We start from the raw sequence: 17,581 nt of genomic DNA, 5'->3' as shown, positions 1-17,581 counted from the left end.
ATAAAAATTTTTTAAAAAGTTGTAATTTTTAGACAGATGACAAAGTATAAATTCATACTTAGCGGAGGAGGAACAGGAGGGCATATCTATCCTGCGATTGCAATTGCAAATGAATTAAAATTACAATTTCCTGATGCAGAGTTTCTTTTTGTAGGTGCCAGAGATAAAATGGAAATGCAAAAAGTGCCTCAGGCAGGTTACGAAATAAAAGGTCTTTGGATTGCTGGTTTACAGCGAAAATTGACATTACAAAATTTAATGTTTCCGCTTAAACTGGCAAGCAGTTTATTGGAATCAAAAAGGATAATTAAAAAGTTTAAGCCAAATGTGGTAATCGGTACGGGTGGTTTTGCCAGCGGCCCTTTATTGCAAGCGGCAGGTTCGGCAGGAATTCCAACGGTTGTTCAGGAGCAGAATTCTTATCCAGGAATTACAAACAAATTGTTGAGCAAGAAAGCCAATGCGATTTGTGTAGCTTATGAAAATTTAGAGCGTTTTTTTCCAAAAGAAAAAATTGTTTTAACAGGGAACCCCGTTCGTCAAGATTTGATTGATATTGAAAGTAAACGTGAAGAAGCAATTGCTTACTATGGCTTAGATCCGAATAAGAAAACATTATTGGTTTTAGGAGGAAGTTTAGGAGCAAGAAGAATCAATCAGTTAATTGAAAAAGAATTGCAGAATTTCCTTTCGCAAGATGTTCAAGTAATCTGGCAATGTGGAAAATTATATTTTGAAGATTATAAAAAATACAATCAGCCAAATGTAAAAGTGGTTGATTTTATTGAAAGAATGGATTTTGTTTACGCAGCATCAGATGTCATAATTTCACGTGCAGGTGCTTCATCAGTGTCAGAATTGTGCATTGTGGGGAAACCAGTGATTTTTATTCCGTCACCGAATGTAGCTGAGGATCACCAGACTAAAAATGCACAAGCGATTGTTGATGCTAAAGGTGCGATTTTGTTGAAAGAATCTGAGCTTGACAGTCAGTTTAGCATTGTTTTTGAAGCGCTGCTGAAAGATTCTGGAAAACAGAAACAATTAAGTGATAACATTAAAAAACTGGCAAAACCAAGAGCTACGCAAGATATCGTAGCTGAAATTGTCAAGTTAATTAAATAATAAAATAAGTTGAAGGCTTAAAGCAAATAAAAATGAATTTAAATCAAATACAAAACGTTTATTTTATTGGTATCGGAGGAATCGGAATGAGTGCTCTGGCTCGTTATTTCAAGTTTATTGGAAAACAAGTTTCAGGTTACGACAAAACGCCTTCTATGCTAACTAATGAATTGATTGAAAGCGGTATTGATATTCATTTTGAAGATGATATAAACTTAATTCCAAAAGATTATTATGTAGAGAATACATTGGTAATTTATACTCCAGCGGTTCCAAAAACACATTCAGAATGGAATTATTTTATTGAAAGACATTACGAGGTTAAAAAGCGTGCAGAAGTTCTTGGAATTATAAGTAAAGATACTTTTTGTTTTGCAGTTGCAGGAACACACGGAAAAACAACGACTTCTAGTATTTTGGGGCATATTTTGTTTCAAAGCGGTGCTGATGTAACGGCTTTCATTGGTGGAATTGTAGAAAATTATAATTCAAACTTGATAGGAAGTGGAAAAACGGTAACAGTTGTAGAAGCAGATGAATTTGACAGATCGTTTTTGCATTTGCGTCCAGATATCGCTTGTGTGACTTCTATGGATGCGGATCATTTAGATATCTACGAAACAAGTGATGCAATTGAGGCTTCTTTTAGAGAATTTGCTTCAAAAGTTGAGGATAAAAATAATCTCTTCATTACCAAAGAATTGCCTTTAGAGGGAGTTCAATGTGCTGTAAATGAAGATGCTGTTTATAAGGCTTTTAATGTTCGCATTGAAGATGGGGCCTATGTTTTTGATGTGCAGACGCCATCAGAAATTATGAAGGATTTGCGTTTTGGATTGCCTGGAAGACACAATTTAATGAATGGATTGATGGCTATTGCGATGGCTAAAACTTATGGCACCCCGACTGATTCTATTGCAAAAGCCATTGCTTCATTCAACGGAATTAGAAGACGTTTTTCATACCAAATTAAGAGTGAAAATTTAGTATATATTGATGATTATGCACATCATCCAACAGAAATAAATGCTGTTCATCAAGCAGTTAGAGAGTTGTATCCAGGACGTAAAGTTTTGGCAATTTTCCAGCCGCATTTGTTTAGCAGAACAAGAGACTTTATTGACGGATTTGCAGCAAGTTTATCGCAGTTTGATGAAGTGTTTTTGATGGATATTTACCCTGCTAGAGAGCTTCCGATGGAAGGAGTAACTTCTGAGTGGCTTTTGGGTAAAATGACAAATTCGAACAAAAAAATTGTTGCAAAAGAAGATCTATTAGGTGAAATTAAAGCCAGTGATGCACCTATTATTGTAACAATTGGAGCTGGTGATCTGGGAGAGATGGTTCCGTCAATTAAAAAGGTTTTAAATGAAAATATTTAATTGGGCAAATATTAGATTAGTACTTATTTTCGGACTGGTTTTGTTCCTGTATTCTTTCGCTAAACACCGAAATGGCGATCGAAAATTGAAAAAATCAGTGGTCGTTTTTGTAGGAGAAAATACGCTTTTTGTGAAGCCAGAGACGGTTAATAAATTGTTGATAGAAAATAGAAGAGACGCTTCCAGTATTAGAAAAGATGAACTAGATTTGAATAAGATAGAGAAAACCCTCGATACGCAAGAGATGATTGAGAAGTCAAATGTTTTTGTAAGTATTGATGGAGTTCTAAAAGCAGTAGTAAAACAGAAGACGCCCATAGCAAGAGTTTATGACGGCGCTGCTTCTTTTTATATTGACTATGAGGGGAATAAAATGCCCTTATCGGACAATTTCACTGCGCGAGTTCCTCTTGTTTCAGGGGCAATAAATGAAAAAAATAACGAAGATTTAGCCGCTTTATTTCGCACAATTTATGACGATGCGTTTTTGAAAAAAAACATCATTGCTGTAGAGATTATGCCGAATGGAAGCTTAAAAATGTTTAATCGTAACTATGATTACTTCATAGATTTTGGAAGAACGATGAATGTTGATAAGAAATTTAGAAACTATAAAGCCTTTTTTCAAAAAGCAGTTTTAGATAGTTCGTTATACAAATACAAAAAAATTGACCTTAGGTTTACGGAACAAGTAGTTTGCACTAAATAATAGAAAATGGAAAAAGATAATATTGCAGTAGGTCTAGATATTGGAACAACCAAAATCGTTGCCATGATTGGCAAAAAAAATGAATATGGTAAGTTGGAGATTTTGGGCATTGGCAAATCCAAAAGTTTGGGTGTTGCCAGAGGAGTAGTAAACAACATTACGCAGACGATTCAATCGATACAGCAGGCGATAGTCGAAGCAGAAAATAATTCAGGATACAAAATTAAAGATGTGGTTGTGGGTATTGCCGGGCAACACATCAGAAGTATTCAGCATACAGATTACATCAGTAGAAATAATCCAGAAGAAGTAATTGGCGAAAAAGACATTCAGCTTCTAATCGATCAGGTAAACAAACTGGCGATGTTACCAGGAGAAGAAATTATTCACGTTTTGCCTCAAGAGTTTAAAATTGACGGACAGTCTGAAATTAAAGAGCCAATCGGAATGTATGGCGGAAGATTAGAATCTAGTTTTCACGTTGTAGTAGGGCAAGCGTCTTCAATCAGAAACGTCGGAAGATGCATTCAGAGTTCAGGAATAGAATTGTCTGGATTGACATTAGAACCATTAGCTTCGGCAGATGCTGTTTTGAGTCAGGAAGAAAAAGAAGCTGGTGTTGCGCTTATCGATATTGGTGGTGGAACAACAGATTTAGCTATTTTCAAAGACGGTATCATTCGCCATACGGCTGTAATTCCTTTTGGTGGAAATGTAATTACAGATGATATCAAAGAAGGCTGTTCGATCATCGAAAAACAAGCTGAACTTTTAAAAATAAAATTCGGATCTGCTTGGCCAGGCGAAAATAAAGATAACGAGATCGTGTCTATTCCAGGTTTAAGAGGAAGAGAGCCAAAAGAGATTTCGCTTAAAAACTTATCTAAAATTATCCACGCAAGAGTGGTGGAAATTGTAGAGCAAGTTTTTGCAGAAATTAAAGCTTACGGACACGAAGATCCTCGTAAAAAGCTAATCGCTGGAATTGTATTAACAGGTGGTGGTGCACAATTAAAGCACATTAAGCAACTGGTAGAATACATTACAGGAATGGATACGAGAATTGGTTATCCGAACGAGCATTTGGCAGGAAACTCTGGAGAAGAAATCTCTAGCCCGCTATATGCAACTGCAGTAGGATTAGTAATGAACAGTATCGAAAACAGTTCGCAAAGCGCTGTTAGAATGGAAATGGTAAAAGAGCAACCAAAAATTGTTTATAGAACCGCTCCGCCAGTACAGCGATACGAAGTTGAAGAAAACTACGTTGAAAGAGTAGAAACCATTGATGAGCCTGAAGAAGTTGTAAGTCAGAAGGCGCCTAAAAATGAATCTACTGAAACCAAAATAAGAAGATCATTTTTTGATCGATATGTCGACAAAATCAAAGAATTTTTAGACAACGCAGAATAATAAAAAGAGAAGGATTATTTCTTGCCCCAAGTCAAGAAGTAAAAAATGTACTTAATAAGAATTTCAAAAAACCAAAAAGATGATGAGCAACTCAGAATTTGGAAGTATTTCATTTGATTTACCAAAAAATCAATCAAATGTAATCAAAGTAATAGGTGTAGGTGGAGGCGGAAGTAACGCAATTAACCACATGTTCAAACAAGGTATTAAAGGCGTAGATTTTATCGTTTGTAATACCGATTCGCAAGCGCTTCAAAATAGTTCAGTTCCCAATAAAATTCAGTTAGGAGTTAATTTAACTGAAGGTTTAGGAGCTGGAGCAAATCCAGACGTTGGACAGCAGTCTGCAATTGAAAGTATTTCTGATATTGAAAAGATGTTGGACCGTGGTACTAAGATGGTATTTATTACTGCTGGTATGGGCGGAGGAACAGGAACTGGTGCAGCTCCGGTAATTGCGCAATTAGCAAAAGAAAGAGAAATATTAACAGTTGGTATCGTGACCATTCCGTTTCAGTTTGAAGGGAAAGTACGTCAGGAGCAAGCTATTATTGGGATCGAGAAATTGCGTAAGCAAGTCGATTCTTTAATTGTAATCAACAATAATAAATTAAGAGAAGTATATGGAAATCTAGGTTTTAAAGCTGGATTCTCGAAAGCGGATGAAGTTTTGGCAACAGCCTCTAGAGGTATTGCCGAAGTAATTACGCACCACTATACTCAGAATATCGATTTACGTGACGCGAAAACTGTTTTGGCCAACAGTGGGACTGCTATAATGGGGTCTTCTGTAGCTGAAGGCGAAAACAGAGCTAAAGATGCTATCGTTTCGGCTTTGGATTCTCCATTGTTGAATGATAATAAAATTACAGGTGCCAAAAACGTATTGTTGCTTATCGTTTCTGGAACTAATGAGATTACTCTGGACGAAATTGGAGAAATCAACGATCACATCCAAGCTGAAGCGGGTTACAATGCAAACATTATCATGGGAGTTGGTGAAGACGAAAGTCTTGGCGAAGCTATTGCAGTAACTATTATCGCAACAGGTTTTGATGTAGAACAACAAAATGAAATTGTAAATACAGAACCAAAGAAAATCATTCACACGTTAGAAGATGAGCAAAGAAGTGTTCATAATCTAACCAATAAACCGCTTGCATCTTTTGATTTAACTGTGGATACACCAACAGCAAAAGTGGAAGATAAAGTAGTTTTTGATTTAATTGATGATGACGAAACTTTTACTCCGACTCCAGTTCAAGCTGTTGCTCCAGCTATTAATCAGGAAGAGTTAGTGGTGATGTCTGAGTTTATCAAAAATCTTGACGTAACTTTCGAAATTGTTTCGCCAATTACCGATATCGATTTTACAATCTCTGCTCCTGAAACGCCAGCAGCAAGAGAAGTGCAACAGCCACCAGTACAGCAACAGCCAGTGCAACAGCAAAGAGTATTTGAAAGAGAAGAGCAAACTACTTTTTCTTTTGATCTTCCTTTGTTCAAGCAAGAGCCTATAAAAAGAGAACCAGTTGTTGAAGATAATAGAGTTTTGTTTGAATTGACAAATGAAACTCGTGATATTAAAGTAAACGATCCAGTACAATTTGTTCCAGTAACTGAAGTTTCAGATAACGGAATCATTAAGTATTCTCTAGAAGAATATATGGAAGTTGAAAACGATTTATTGGCTTCTAAACCAGTTGAAAAAGTGGTTGAAGAAACCATTCCAGAGGAATTAAACATCACGTTGAAACCAAGACCTGATTTTGCTAGTCAACCTGATTTCTCTACAACTTCTGAAGTTTCTCCTTTAGAATTAACTATTGAAGAAACATTACGTTTAAGAGCTGAAGAAAGAAGAAAGAAACTAAAAGAATTTAACTATAAATTTCATAACAATGTTTCTAGAATAGATGAGTTGGAAAAAGAGCCAGCTTATAAAAGATTAGGAATAGATTTATCTAATTCACAATCTAACAATACAAATTCTAGAATATCTGTTGGAACAGATAGTAACAACGATTTGCAATTGCGTTCAAACAATTCATTTTTGCACGATAACGTAGATTAATTTTAGAATCATAATATTGGGTAACCCGAAAATTGGATTTAATTTTCGGGTTATTTTTTTTATCTTCGCACAGAATTTCAAAATTTGACTTTCTAAATAGGTTTTTAAAGTGAATCTTATGGTCAACCTGAGCGAAGTCGAAGGGCCAAATTAATATATCAATTAATAAGCTTTGGCTTATTTTAAATAAAACATAAACATGAGTTTACAAACACAAATCATGGACGAAATCAAAACGGCCATGAAAGCAAAAGATACTGTAGCTTTAGAAGCATTAAGAGCTGTAAAATCAGAATTATTATTGGCTTCAACAGCTTCTGGATCTAAAGAAGATTTATCAGAAGATGAAGAAATTAAATTACTTCAGAGATTGGTTAAAACTCGTAAAGAAAGCGCAAGAATCTTTACAGAGCAAAACCGTCCAGATTTAGCAGAACCAGAATTGGCTCAAGTGGCTGTAATCGAGAAGTTTTTACCAGCTCAATTAAGCGAAGAAGAAGTAGAAGCTGTAATAGCAAAAATTATTGCTGAAACAGGAGCTTCTGGAATCGCTTCAATGGGTAAAGTAATGGGATTAGCATCTGCTCAATTAGGAGGAACTGCTGAAGGAAAAACCATTTCTACAATTGTAAAGAAATTACTTTCGTAATAAATTCCAATAAAGAAATTCCAAATTCCAAATTGGAAAGCTCAATATATAATTCCAAATTCCAATAGTAAACTTGGAATTTGGGATTTTAAAAAATTGAAAATTTAAAAATTTTGACCTCGTAGTTCAACTGGATAGAATATCAGATTTCGGCTCTGAGGGTTGGGGGTTCGAACCCCTCCGGGGTCACTTAAAAAAAGCGCAAGCCAGTAAAAATAGGCCTTGCGCTTTTTTATTTATGTAATTTCCTTATATGTGCTCGAGAATATTCAAAACAAATGAAATAATTTTACTTATTATATTTTTCAAAGAGTTTAATAGCCTCCGTTTTTAAGTCACTATAATTTAAGTCATCATTAAACCCTATTCCTGAGTTGTAATGTGTGTTCCCTTTAGTGGCGCAAAGAAGGTATTTTGTTCCGCCTAATTCAATCGAAATTGGTGAAAACTCCGTTTGTACTCTCAAGACAATTTGACCTGAATTGTCTATTAAATAGAAGAGATGTTTATTATAAATATTTCCTTTATTTTTATTTTCGTAGCGCTCAAATGCTTGTACCTGATAGCCATTCCATTTAAATTGATCATAACAAAACATATCTTTTAAATTGTCTTTTAATTCTCCTTTTGCATATGCTTCATAGAGCTTGTCTTTGTAAGGTTTTGCTTTTTCATATTCTTTTCTATAGTAATAAATTTGAATAAGTTTTGCATAAGAATGATAATCAGCAGGATCTAATTGAATGAGTTCGATGAAAACGGGCTCTGCTTTTTCGTAATTTCCTTTTAAAGATTCTAAAAGTCCAATGTTAAATAAGACATTTATGTATGAATCAGATTCTTTTGATATTTTTGATTTTGCTGTATAATAGGTTTCTAGAGCTTTGTCATTTTCTTTTTGTTCGTAATAGATTTGAGCTAACATTAAATAAGGTCTGTTTGGACATACTTTTTGCAATGTTGCTTTCTTATAATTTTCAAGGGCTAAATTGAATTCTTTGATTTGATAATAAGAATCACCAATTCCGCTATAAGATTCTGCATCATTTGGATTTAAATTGATTGCATTTTGAAAATAAGTTATAGCTTCATTGTATTTACCCATATAGTTTAATGTAGAAGCTTTTATATAAGCGGGTGCAGGATCTTTGCTGTCTTTATTTATAGCTAAATCCATGAATTTAATGCAATTTGCATCGTCTTCTTTCATGTAATAAGCAAGTCCAATATAATAGAGAGATTTTGCTGAAAAATCTTTGTATTCAGAAGTGTATTGGCTAATTATTTTGTCAAATTGCTGACTGTCCGATAAGTTTTTAAGTTCATTTGTTACTTTATCTTGAGCGAGAATCACTAAGCTGAAAAAGATTAAAATGAACGTTAAGATATTTTTCTTCATATATATATTCTAGATTATTGCATTCCCAGTTTTTACTTCCCCATTTCGGATATAATTGGCTAAAATTACTCCTGTTGTAGTTACCGTACTTTCTATTAAGGAAAATCCCGATTGATTTGCATTATCATCAAAAAGCTTTTTTCCTTTTCCAAGTAACAAAGGATGAATTTTTAAGCGAAGTTCATCAACCAGATCATTTTGCAATAATAAATGGATCAGTTCGCTACTGCCCCAAACTTGAATATCTTTTCCATCAGAATTTTTGAGTTTTTTGATAGCATCAAGACTTTCGATAAAAATGGAATTTTTCCAATCTGATTTTTGTCTGGTTGTAGACAAAACATATTTATTTCCATTATTAATTCCTGGCCAAAATTCGGAATGGTCAGGCCAATAATTTTCCCAAATTTCGAATGTTTTCCTACCCAAAAGATAATCTGCCGGTTGCAGTTCGTTTTGAACCGCTTTATCGTAAAGTTCGTCACCGTATGGAACTGTCCAACCTCCAAATTTAAAACCTTCCGAGGTATCTTCTTTTGGTCCGCCTGGAGCTTGCATTACGCCGTCTAATGAAATCATCGATAAAACAATTATCTTTCTCATAATAGCTAAAATTAATTACTTCAATTTGATTTGGCTATGTTTCAGCTTTGGTTTGTTGTATTATTTTTTCTTAGAATTTTTAATAATGTAATAAACCGAAAACACAAAGACAATACTGTAAATAACTGCCATTGCAGGATTCTCAAATTTTAGACTTTTAAAATCAAATTGCTTGTATAAAGTTACGCCTAAAATGATCGCAACAATCCAAAAAACAAATGTAATAGGTTGGTTTTTATTTTCCATGGTTCTAAGTTTAAAGTTAATTTTAATGTCGATTAGTTGCCATCGTATATGATAACACTTTGAAGTCCGAGTTTTTCTAAATCTACTTCAATATTTATATTGGGATTTTCTGCCAGTTTTAAGATTGATTCTCGCATATTAGTTCCAGAAACGACTCCAAAATCATTTTCAATGGCAATTTCAATAAACTTTAAAAAATCATTGAAATATTTTTTGGAATTAGTTGGAACTAAATTAGCGCGGTCTAGCCATAATAATTTTAAGTCTTCGTTTGTAATCCAGTTCATGATTCCCGAACCGTAAGAGTGCGTCGATCCGGATGGTGAATTGTCTATTTGCGAAATAATTGCTTCAGCAACAGATTTTGGTTTTGCCCCAACATTTCCAGAAAAAATTCTACGTCCTAAAATGAGATGCGGATTAAATGCAGCACATTCAGAAAACATTATTAATGGTAGTGCCGTAGCAAGATCATCAGCTGCGTTTCCATTTTGTTTGTAGAATTCGTCTGTATCTTGTAGCATCTTCTGCATGAATGTTGGATATTCCTCGTCTGGTTTTTTCTTCCGAGTTTCGATCTCATAAAGAAGTTTATGGGTTTTGAAATCTTCGCCAAAAAATTGACAATATTCTAAGACAGCATTAATTCTTTTGTCATTATCAGAATTATGAAACAAAAGATAGTTGCCTAATTTTGAATCAAAGTATTTTTTAAGCAAAGTTCCTTCACCTGTTAGATCAGGAACTACTTTTTCATAAAAGTGTTTGTCACTAAAAAAATGTAAGGTATTCCAATCTCCCATTATAATTTTTTTCTTTACAGTTTACTTTGTTCAGCACTTAAAATATCAAAAATAGTTTCACTCTTAAAGTTCTCTAGAAACAAATTGATTAGAGGAACCGTTGGGCTTTTTGGATATTTTTTCAAGAAACGATTAAATTCCTGAATGTTTTCTGGATAAATATATTTTTCGTCTGAAGACCTTTCGGCTGTGGGCGTATTGTCTTGACCCACCAGATAATCCATTTGATAGCTTTTGTATTGCTCTTTTACAGATGGAATTAATTTTGAGTTCGGGTATTTGGCCATAAAATTTTCCCACGAAATGATTCGATCGCCCAAATCTTTAAAAGAGATTACAAGTCCTGCATCTGCAGAATAGAGCGACTTATTTTCTTCACTCTTTAAGTACAAATAATCTTTATAATCATTCGTTACATAATCTTTGAAGATCTTATAATAGAAATCATGAAGCGGATCTATTTCAACATATCCTTCTCCAATTTCAGAAAATTCCAATTCATGTTTAGAAAGTCTTTCGCCCAAAAGTTTAACCGCTTTTTTGTCGGCTTCGTCTTCATTATAAAACTTATCCAATACTCCAGATTCTTTTGTGGCGATCTCTTGCAATAAAGTGCCATTTGCTTCAAAATATTTTTCATACAATGCATTGGCAGCTTCTCTATTGGGTAATGATTTTAATTGGAGAACCACTTCATTTTTGTTTTTAGAAAACTGTTCTAATAAGTTAGAATCTGATTGTGCTGTTTTGGCACCATCTTCAACTTTAACACTGTCTTTTTTTATTTCTGCTTTGCCAGAAACACTTTTATTAGCTGTTTGTTTGCAAGAAGAAAGTAAAATTAAAGAAGTAATAGCGATAATGAAATTTTTCATTTTATAGGTTGAATTTTTTTGTAGTGTTTTTTAAATAAAAAAGGACAAAAAGATAAAATTCTTCTTTGCCCTTTATTTTTTTAGAAATGAATTAGATTAAAGAAAATTATAAAGACTTAAATTCGCCTGAGCCTTTAAAGTCTTTTAACTCTGAGTATACTTCTATACCAAGAAGCATCCATTTTCTAGTTCCTCCAACCTCATATTGAAAGCTGTTTTTCTTTTCTGTTTTATTTATAATAATGTACTGTGTAGACCATGTTGTACCACAAACAAATCCAGTTCTTCGAATCATTGCTGAAGTAGCATTTTCGCCATCGGAATTAGCATACAATTCGATTTTTGAAAGGAGATCTTCTTCAAGAATAATATTTGAAAAATAGTTATTATGATTTAAAGACTGCGTTTTGGTTTCCCTATTTTCAAATTCAAATTTTTTATCTTTTTCTTCTTTGCTAGGTCTTGTGATAAAAGATAAAGCAAAAAAAGAAAAAAGAATCGCAGCTGAAAGGCTAATTTTGTTGCGAATTTCTGAAGCCGTTTTTGTACAAAAAATGACAAGCCCTAATACTGTGGCAATGTTTACTATCGCCCAAATTAACTGTATCATAAATTTAGTTTTGGTATATCAAATGTACATTTTATTTTAAAAATAAGAGAATACTTATTTTAATTGTTCATCAATAATTGCTGCGATATCGGTATTTGAATAATCGTAAGCCAGAATAGTTCCGTTTTTGTCAATGACAACGCGAGTCGGGATGCCGTTTACTTTGTAACTGGTAACTACCTCTGTCTTTGAATCAAAAACAACGTTGAAGTCAAATTTTTTATCAGTGATATACGCAGAAACTTTTTTAAATATGTCTTCTTCTTTGCCATTTTCCCAAGTGTTTACAAACAAAAAAGCAACATCTTTCCCTTTGTATTTAGTCACTAAATTCTGCATCTTCGGAAAAGAAGCTTTGCATGGTCCGCACCAAGTTGCCCAAAAATCAAGAACGACCACTTTACCTTTATAATCAGAAAGTTTAGTCTCTTTTCCGTCTAGATTTTTTAAGGTAAAATCAATTGCATTCGTACTTCCAAATCTTTCAATTAGATCTTTGCTTTTGTTCTCTTTTGCTTTTGCATCTGTTTTTTGCTCAATGGCATTAAATTCTGCAAGAGGCAATTTCTTCTCGATATAAATCTCTTTTAGTTTAGCCAGAAATACTGACGATGTATTGCCTTTACTAATTTCGTCATCAATATAAGCTTTTACTTCGTCTTTGCTTTTCACCTTATCCATCATGGTCAAATAGCGGTCTTTTCCTCCAGAATCCAAACCGTTATTCTCTTTAACGCCACTTTGATATTTAAACGCCTCTTCATATTTGCCTTGTTTGTAAAGCAAAAGGGCATAAGTGTCTGCAAACATATTAAACGACTCTTTATATGCAGGATAAAAGCTTTCTTTATTTCTTTGTTCAAGCAAATACATTGCTCTCTCAGATACTTTTACAACAAAATCTAGATCTTTTACGGGTGTAGTTAGATCTCCTCCCGATTTGCCCCAAGCAAAGTCGTTGTACAAGTCACTAGCGTTTTTTAAGTGTGGTTCTAATGCAATTGCCTTTTCATATTGTCCATTCTCCAAATATACCGTTAGTAAAGCGCGATAAAAAGTTCTCGAAGATTCTGCTGAAATATCTTTAAACTTGGCGTTATAAGTCTTCATGCTTTCCATAATCGAAGCCTCCGTTTTATTAGGCTGATCGTAGAAGCTTCGCATAAAAAACATTTTTTCAAGTTTACCTGTAGGATACCTAGCCGAAATTTCTTTTCCGAGTTTTTCAGTTTCGTCGGGCTTATTGCTGCCTTGAAAGATATTGTAAGCAAGAGTTAAATATTCTTCTTTGTTTTTTTCGATGCATTTTGAAGCGAAAGCAAGCAGCTCTTTTTGGCCTTCTTCGGCATTAAGAGACTTCTTTAAATACAAATAATTTACAGCATCTTTGTCTACTCTTAGTTTTGGATATTTTGCAAATAAAGCGTCATAAGCGGCAATAACATTTTCTTTTTTGGTATCTAATTTTAGGTTTAAAAAATGATTCCCATAATTTCTCATGAAAATTTGGTTCATCAGCGATTTTCCTAATTCAATATCATTTTGTGTTTTCAGTAATACCGAATAGCCTTGGTCTTTATTGCTGTCAGCAATTTTGTGCAGATCATTTATAGCTACCATAAGCACTCTAGCCGAATCGGAAACTTTTGTGGTGAATTCATAACGTTTTCCGTCCTTTTTTAAAGAAACTAAATCATTAGAAAATTCGTCAGGAGTAGCGTACAAAACATTGGCTTTAGCATTTTCTTCTATAACAAGACCTTGCGGTGGTTCGTAAATATAGGTATTGGGTTTGCCTACATTGAACTTATTGTTTTTTAAATAGACTTTCCCACTTTGAGAAAAAGCGGTGTTAAAGATTGCAAAGAGGACTAAAAGAATGGTTTTTTTCATTTGTTTTTGGTTTTTTGATTGATGATTTCTTAAATTTTAACGAATGCTAAATTATACAATGTTGCCTTTGTACGATTTTTATTAAGAAAATGTTAGCATAAAAAACATAGAATAGTTTCAGAACAATCAAAAAATAAGTTAGATCGTAGAAGAAAAATGGGGTTCTTTTATGCCAATTGCAGTCCGATAAAATTCGTAACCTTTTTCAGAGCGATCGGGGAGAAATCTTTCGCGGTATTCATCGGCTCCCAAATCTTCCAAAAGTTTAATTCCAAACAGATTTAAAAAGCTAGGCACTTCTTCAGGAAGTAAACCAAAAGTCCAATGTTCTTCTATGCTTTTAAGATCTTCTAACAATTTTTTTCCTCCTAAAAAAGCATCAGGATTTTGAAGGATGTCTTTATGTACGTAAGTAAAAATAATTTGACTGTTGTGGGCAAATTTTGAAATAAATGAAAAAGTACTTTTTACCGCTTCTTCGGTTAAATAATTGGTAACACCTTCCCAGATTATCGTGGTAGGTTTTGAAAAGTCGAGATTGTGTTTTAATGCCAGCTGATTTAGATCTTCTTTATTAAAATCAATTTGAAGAAAAGCCACATTTTCTGGAATTTTACCGATACGTTTCTTATGGATTTCAGCCTTAAAATTTGAAGTATTCGGATGGTCGATTTCTATTACGGGAATCGATTTTAGTGCATCAAGACGAATTGCTCTAGTATCAAATCCGGCACCTAAAATGATGACTTGTTTTACGCCTTCGGAGATCGAATTTTCCAGTAGACTATCAATATATTTTGTTCTTGCAATTCCAGAAGAAAGAGCTCCTGGAATCTTTTTGTTTATGATGCCATTGATATATTTCCTAAAAAAAGGAAATTGAGACAGACGTACTGCAAGTCTCAGCTTAAAGTCTATAAAATGTATGGCATAAGGATCAGAAAACAATCTTTCGTTCGCATTCCGTTTAGTTTCCAATGCTCTAAAGAAGGCCATATATTGGGCCGTTCTACTTGTTTTTGCAGCTTTCATTCTGCTTTTATTTCTTCGAAAATAAATTCTCTACCACCCAAGCTGGACCAATCAATAAAAACTGAAGATCTTTAAGGAATGAAGGTTTTTTACCTTCGATATTATGCCCGTAAAATTGTCCAATCCATGCCAAAGCAAAGACACCAATCGAGAAGATCCATAATGGAACCAATTGCGAGATGTAATAATTGACAACTAAGCAAAGCATAGAAAAAATGGCAATTTTAGCAGCCATGGCAATCGATAATCTGATGTAAAAAACGAGAACAAAAAGCAAAACCAGAAATGCCCAATTTTCAATAATAGGTGCATTTAATTGTAAGGTATGAGAGATTATCGTACTCGGAATACTCATAAGTAAACCAACGATCGAAAAGTAAATAGCAGGTACACAAATATAATGTATCGCTTTGTTTTTTGGGTTCTGATGACTTACGGCATATTCTGCAAACCATTGATCTAATGTTCTCATTTTTGTGGTTTTAAGGTTAGATGCGTAAATCTAATGAAATTTCTTTTAGGTTTTACCGTGCTCTATTTTCATTATTTCATCGACAATAGAAATGGCTTTTTCTAATGTAATTCCGTTTTCTTGATCTAGCATCAAAGGATGATTTTCTTCAATCATTTTTATTTCGGGAATTAATCCTAAACCTTGTTCGATTGCAATTGTTTTAAGCGAAATAGTTTTGCCATAAGTAGGCACATTGGTTTGCATCCAACCAAAATAAGGCTCTTGATTTACTCGATTTGGATCTTCCCATAATTCCATTCGCACACAGAAATTATCTTCACTTATCGTTGTCCAAACATTAAAAACCAAATCTTCATGATAATCTAGAATAGGAATGGTTAATCTGCCACGATGAAAAAAATGTTCTTCATCGATGTAGCACCAGCTTCCTCCGAATTCAATTCTTTGTTCTCTTTCTTCGGGCGGAATGGAAAAATAATAAGCAGGAAATTCATTTCCAAAACACAAAGGCATTTCATCAAAGACCTCTCCGCAGCAAGAACATGTGTAGGTATACATTTTTAATTTTTTAAAGAATCAACTTTCTGGTTATACTGAAAAACATTATCCCATAATTCGTCAATGGCAACAAGTGCTTCATTGAGTCGAATGACATTCCATTTTCCGTTAGTTTCTATTCCTAAACCAATGCTTTTTAGTTTTGCTAAAGCATCGTTTACATCAAAATCCAAATCGGTATTTAGTTTGGTTTTAAACCAAGATTCTATTTTATCGTCTAGCTCTTCGGCAGTTAAAGATTTTTCACTTTCGTGCAAAAAAGTATAGGCAAGAATCGTTTCTTTCAAAGCTTCTTCTTCAGAAGAATTTAATAAAGAATAAAATGCGCCGCTATTGTTACCAACATTCTTAAAATACAAACTGTCTGAAAGTGTTTTAGAATATCGGATTTTTTTGTTTATAAAGTTATTGTATTGACGGAAACAATACGCTCCTAAGATTCCCAATGCAATTAAACCTTGATTTAAGGACGTCTTACTGTTTAAGAGATCAATTGTTTCGCCCGTTTGATAAGCTTCGTACATATTAATCAAAGCAGGAATCACTTTGGCGCTTAATAGAGAAAGTCCACCAAAAACACCCGGAACCCAAAGCAATAATTTATCCTTCAGAGACATTTTCGGAATAGCATTGGGGAAAACCGTTTCGAGATCATTCTTAGGAACGCGTTTAAAGATCTTTAATGCAATAGAACCTGGATCGATTGGCATTTTGCCCAATTTGACTTTCTTTTCTTTGAGGTAATCTGCATCGCTGTAATTGAGGTAAATGAGAACACGATCGTAATATTCAATCTCCACTTCTTTGGTCCAGAAAAAGTATTTTTTGACTTTTTCTTTTGCTTTATGATGCCCGCGTGCGTAGAGTTCAAAATCTTTAAAAGCGTTAAAATCGATCGCAAGATTCAGGCCCACCAAATCAGATTCATTAAAGGCTTCGTCTAAAGCTTCTTGGTCAATTCTATAATAATTTCCACGTTCTAAAACCTTTAAAAGCGTTTCTTTAAAAACAGGAAAATCACTTTTATTAATAAACTGTTCACGTTCTTTTTCGCTTAAATCTGGATCGTAAAGCGCGTAATGCTGTTTTAGATTTCGATTAAGATTAAAAGATTCGTAATGATAATAATGTTCGATAATTTCGAACAATTTCTTAAAATCGCTAACCTTTTCTGGATTTTCAGCAAAAGCTGCGATTTGCTGTTCCAGTAAGAATTCTTTGTTGAATGGAATATAATGTTCTCTAGTCATTTGGACTTTAATTTCGTGGCATTTACAGAACGCAAAAGTACAGCCTGAAATTTGATTTTGAAAAGTTTTTTGGATTAAAGATCGTGTTTTTTAACGCAAAGTGCGCAAAGAATTTACGCAAAGTTCGCCAAGTTTTTTAAGTGATGCATAATAGGTTTGTGAGTTCGCAAAGAAAGCTTTCCTTCTTGGTTTTCTAAAAAAATCTTTGTGTGCTTTGTGTTTAAGAATTACGCAAAGTGGACAAAGCTTTGTGTAGATAAAGCTTTGAGTCTTCACAAGCTTTTCAAAAAAAAAACTTTGTGAACTTTGCGTAAATTCTTTGCGCACTTTGCGGTAAAAAAACATCACAGTTAAAAACAAAAAAAAGTGAAATTTCCAATCGGTACCAGCGATTTGAAATTCCACTTTCTGTTCCAAAAAAAAAGTGACAAAAAATTAAGAAGCTCTCTAGAAGCTTTTTTAGAAACTAAAAATTATTTACCGCA

General features: G+C 33.8%; 17 protein-coding genes and 1 tRNA gene. 7 read left to right on the top strand and 11 right to left on the bottom strand.

The window, feature by feature from the left end; translation table 11 throughout:
- Nucleotides 1-36: 36 nt before the first annotated feature.
- The 7 genes from murG to NCC77_RS01085 all read left to right on the top strand — a co-directional run bounded on the left by murG (nt 37) and on the right by NCC77_RS01085 (nt 7,541).
- The gene (murG, locus tag NCC77_RS01115) at nt 37-1,125 is read left to right on the top strand and encodes an undecaprenyldiphospho-muramoylpentapeptide beta-N-acetylglucosaminyltransferase (RefSeq protein WP_250834007.1); all 1,089 of its coding nucleotides are present in this window, start codon (nt 37-39) and stop codon (nt 1,123-1,125) included.
- 32 nt (nt 1,126-1,157) lie between these two features.
- Nucleotides 1,158-2,507: a UDP-N-acetylmuramate--L-alanine ligase gene (gene murC, locus NCC77_RS01110; RefSeq protein WP_250834006.1), complete on the top strand. Its 1,350-nt coding sequence runs from the start codon at nt 1,158-1,160 to the stop codon at nt 2,505-2,507.
- Nucleotides 2,494-3,216, top strand: coding sequence for a cell division protein FtsQ/DivIB (locus NCC77_RS01105; RefSeq protein WP_248729504.1), 723 nt, complete (start codon nt 2,494-2,496; stop codon nt 3,214-3,216). The genes murC and NCC77_RS01105 overlap by 14 nt, the downstream gene beginning before the upstream one ends.
- Before the next feature lie 6 nt (nt 3,217-3,222).
- The gene (gene ftsA / locus NCC77_RS01100; protein ID WP_250834005.1) at nt 3,223-4,629 is read left to right on the top strand and encodes a cell division protein FtsA; all 1,407 of its coding nucleotides are present in this window, start codon (nt 3,223-3,225) and stop codon (nt 4,627-4,629) included.
- Between the two features lie 79 nt (nt 4,630-4,708).
- Nucleotides 4,709-6,703: a cell division protein FtsZ gene (gene ftsZ / locus NCC77_RS01095; protein ID WP_250834004.1), complete on the top strand. Its 1,995-nt coding sequence runs from the start codon at nt 4,709-4,711 to the stop codon at nt 6,701-6,703.
- Nucleotides 6,704-6,902: 199 nt separating this feature from the next.
- Entirely contained in the window at nt 6,903-7,352 is a 450-nt protein-coding gene (locus NCC77_RS01090; protein WP_198854339.1) for a GatB/YqeY domain-containing protein, read from the top strand.
- A gap of 115 nt (nt 7,353-7,467) precedes the next feature.
- A tRNA-Arg gene (locus tag NCC77_RS01085) sits at nt 7,468-7,541 on the top strand.
- 100 nt (nt 7,542-7,641) lie between these two features.
- On the opposite strand, the gene NCC77_RS01080 is transcribed toward NCC77_RS01085, so the two are convergent.
- From NCC77_RS01080 to NCC77_RS01030, 11 genes are all read right to left on the bottom strand, one after another.
- Complete coding sequence (locus NCC77_RS01080) at nt 7,642-8,751, bottom strand: tetratricopeptide repeat protein (protein ID WP_250834003.1); 1,110 nt, start codon at nt 8,749-8,751, stop codon at nt 7,642-7,644.
- A gap of 9 nt (nt 8,752-8,760) precedes the next feature.
- Nucleotides 8,761-9,354 (bottom strand): dihydrofolate reductase family protein, encoded by a 594-nt coding sequence (locus NCC77_RS01075; protein ID WP_250834002.1) that lies wholly within the window; start codon nt 9,352-9,354, stop codon nt 8,761-8,763.
- 60 nt (nt 9,355-9,414) lie between these two features.
- Nucleotides 9,415-9,600: a hypothetical protein gene (locus NCC77_RS01070; protein ID WP_250834001.1), complete on the bottom strand. Its 186-nt coding sequence runs from the start codon at nt 9,598-9,600 to the stop codon at nt 9,415-9,417.
- A 32-nt stretch (nt 9,601-9,632) separates the two neighbouring features.
- A complete protein-coding gene (locus tag NCC77_RS01065; protein WP_250834000.1) occupies nt 9,633-10,403 on the bottom strand; it encodes a hypothetical protein in 771 nt (256 codons plus the stop codon).
- A gap of 14 nt (nt 10,404-10,417) precedes the next feature.
- Nucleotides 10,418-11,278 (bottom strand): tol-pal system YbgF family protein, encoded by an 861-nt coding sequence (locus NCC77_RS01060; RefSeq protein WP_250833999.1) that lies wholly within the window; start codon nt 11,276-11,278, stop codon nt 10,418-10,420.
- Between the two features lie 106 nt (nt 11,279-11,384).
- The gene (locus tag NCC77_RS01055; protein WP_250833998.1) at nt 11,385-11,888 is read right to left on the bottom strand and encodes a hypothetical protein; all 504 of its coding nucleotides are present in this window, start codon (nt 11,886-11,888) and stop codon (nt 11,385-11,387) included.
- Nucleotides 11,889-11,942: 54 nt separating this feature from the next.
- The gene (locus tag NCC77_RS01050; RefSeq protein ID WP_250833997.1) at nt 11,943-13,781 is read right to left on the bottom strand and encodes a TlpA disulfide reductase family protein; all 1,839 of its coding nucleotides are present in this window, start codon (nt 13,779-13,781) and stop codon (nt 11,943-11,945) included.
- 138 nt (nt 13,782-13,919) lie between these two features.
- On the bottom strand, nt 13,920-14,813 hold the full coding sequence (locus NCC77_RS01045; RefSeq protein WP_250833996.1) for a class I SAM-dependent methyltransferase: 894 nt from the start codon (nt 14,811-14,813) through the stop codon (nt 13,920-13,922).
- Between the two features lie 7 nt (nt 14,814-14,820).
- The gene (locus NCC77_RS01040) at nt 14,821-15,285 is read right to left on the bottom strand and encodes an Mpo1 family 2-hydroxy fatty acid dioxygenase (protein ID WP_250833995.1); all 465 of its coding nucleotides are present in this window, start codon (nt 15,283-15,285) and stop codon (nt 14,821-14,823) included.
- Nucleotides 15,286-15,330: 45 nt separating this feature from the next.
- A complete protein-coding gene (locus NCC77_RS01035; protein ID WP_250833994.1) occupies nt 15,331-15,846 on the bottom strand; it encodes a DUF2199 domain-containing protein in 516 nt (171 codons plus the stop codon).
- Between the two features lie 2 nt (nt 15,847-15,848).
- Nucleotides 15,849-17,096, bottom strand: coding sequence for a TMEM143 family protein (locus NCC77_RS01030; RefSeq protein ID WP_250833993.1), 1,248 nt, complete (start codon nt 17,094-17,096; stop codon nt 15,849-15,851).
- Between the last annotated feature and the right edge of the window lie 485 nt (nt 17,097-17,581).

This window comes from Flavobacterium tyrosinilyticum (assembly GCF_023656565.1).
Taxonomy (GTDB): domain Bacteria; phylum Bacteroidota; class Bacteroidia; order Flavobacteriales; family Flavobacteriaceae; genus Flavobacterium; species Flavobacterium tyrosinilyticum.
Note: the sequence above shows the minus strand (reverse complement) of the source record. Positions and strands in the feature narration are given on the sequence as shown.

Bases quoted from the DNA above. Each gene is read 5' to 3' on its own strand.
- murG (WP_250834007.1), top strand. From the start codon at position 37: ATGACAAAGTATAAATTCATACTTAGCGGAGGAGGAACAGGAGGGCAT.
- murC (WP_250834006.1), top strand. From the start codon at position 1,158: ATGAATTTAAATCAAATACAAAACGTTTATTTTATTGGTATCGGAGGA.
- NCC77_RS01105 (WP_248729504.1), top strand. From the start codon at position 2,494: ATGAAAATATTTAATTGGGCAAATATTAGATTAGTACTTATTTTCGGA.
- ftsA (WP_250834005.1), top strand. From the start codon at position 3,223: ATGGAAAAAGATAATATTGCAGTAGGTCTAGATATTGGAACAACCAAA.
- ftsZ (WP_250834004.1), top strand. From the start codon at position 4,709: ATGATGAGCAACTCAGAATTTGGAAGTATTTCATTTGATTTACCAAAA.
- NCC77_RS01090 (WP_198854339.1), top strand. From the start codon at position 6,903: ATGAGTTTACAAACACAAATCATGGACGAAATCAAAACGGCCATGAAA.
- NCC77_RS01080 (WP_250834003.1), bottom strand. From the start codon at position 8,751: ATGAAGAAAAATATCTTAACGTTCATTTTAATCTTTTTCAGCTTAGTG.
- NCC77_RS01075 (WP_250834002.1), bottom strand. From the start codon at position 9,354: ATGAGAAAGATAATTGTTTTATCGATGATTTCATTAGACGGCGTAATG.
- NCC77_RS01070 (WP_250834001.1), bottom strand. From the start codon at position 9,600: ATGGAAAATAAAAACCAACCTATTACATTTGTTTTTTGGATTGTTGCG.
- NCC77_RS01065 (WP_250834000.1), bottom strand. From the start codon at position 10,403: ATGGGAGATTGGAATACCTTACATTTTTTTAGTGACAAACACTTTTAT.
- NCC77_RS01060 (WP_250833999.1), bottom strand. From the start codon at position 11,278: ATGAAAAATTTCATTATCGCTATTACTTCTTTAATTTTACTTTCTTCT.
- NCC77_RS01055 (WP_250833998.1), bottom strand. From the start codon at position 11,888: ATGATACAGTTAATTTGGGCGATAGTAAACATTGCCACAGTATTAGGG.
- NCC77_RS01050 (WP_250833997.1), bottom strand. From the start codon at position 13,781: ATGAAAAAAACCATTCTTTTAGTCCTCTTTGCAATCTTTAACACCGCT.
- NCC77_RS01045 (WP_250833996.1), bottom strand. From the start codon at position 14,813: ATGAAAGCTGCAAAAACAAGTAGAACGGCCCAATATATGGCCTTCTTT.
- NCC77_RS01040 (WP_250833995.1), bottom strand. From the start codon at position 15,285: ATGAGAACATTAGATCAATGGTTTGCAGAATATGCCGTAAGTCATCAG.
- NCC77_RS01035 (WP_250833994.1), bottom strand. From the start codon at position 15,846: ATGTATACCTACACATGTTCTTGCTGCGGAGAGGTCTTTGATGAAATG.
- NCC77_RS01030 (WP_250833993.1), bottom strand. From the start codon at position 17,096: ATGACTAGAGAACATTATATTCCATTCAACAAAGAATTCTTACTGGAA.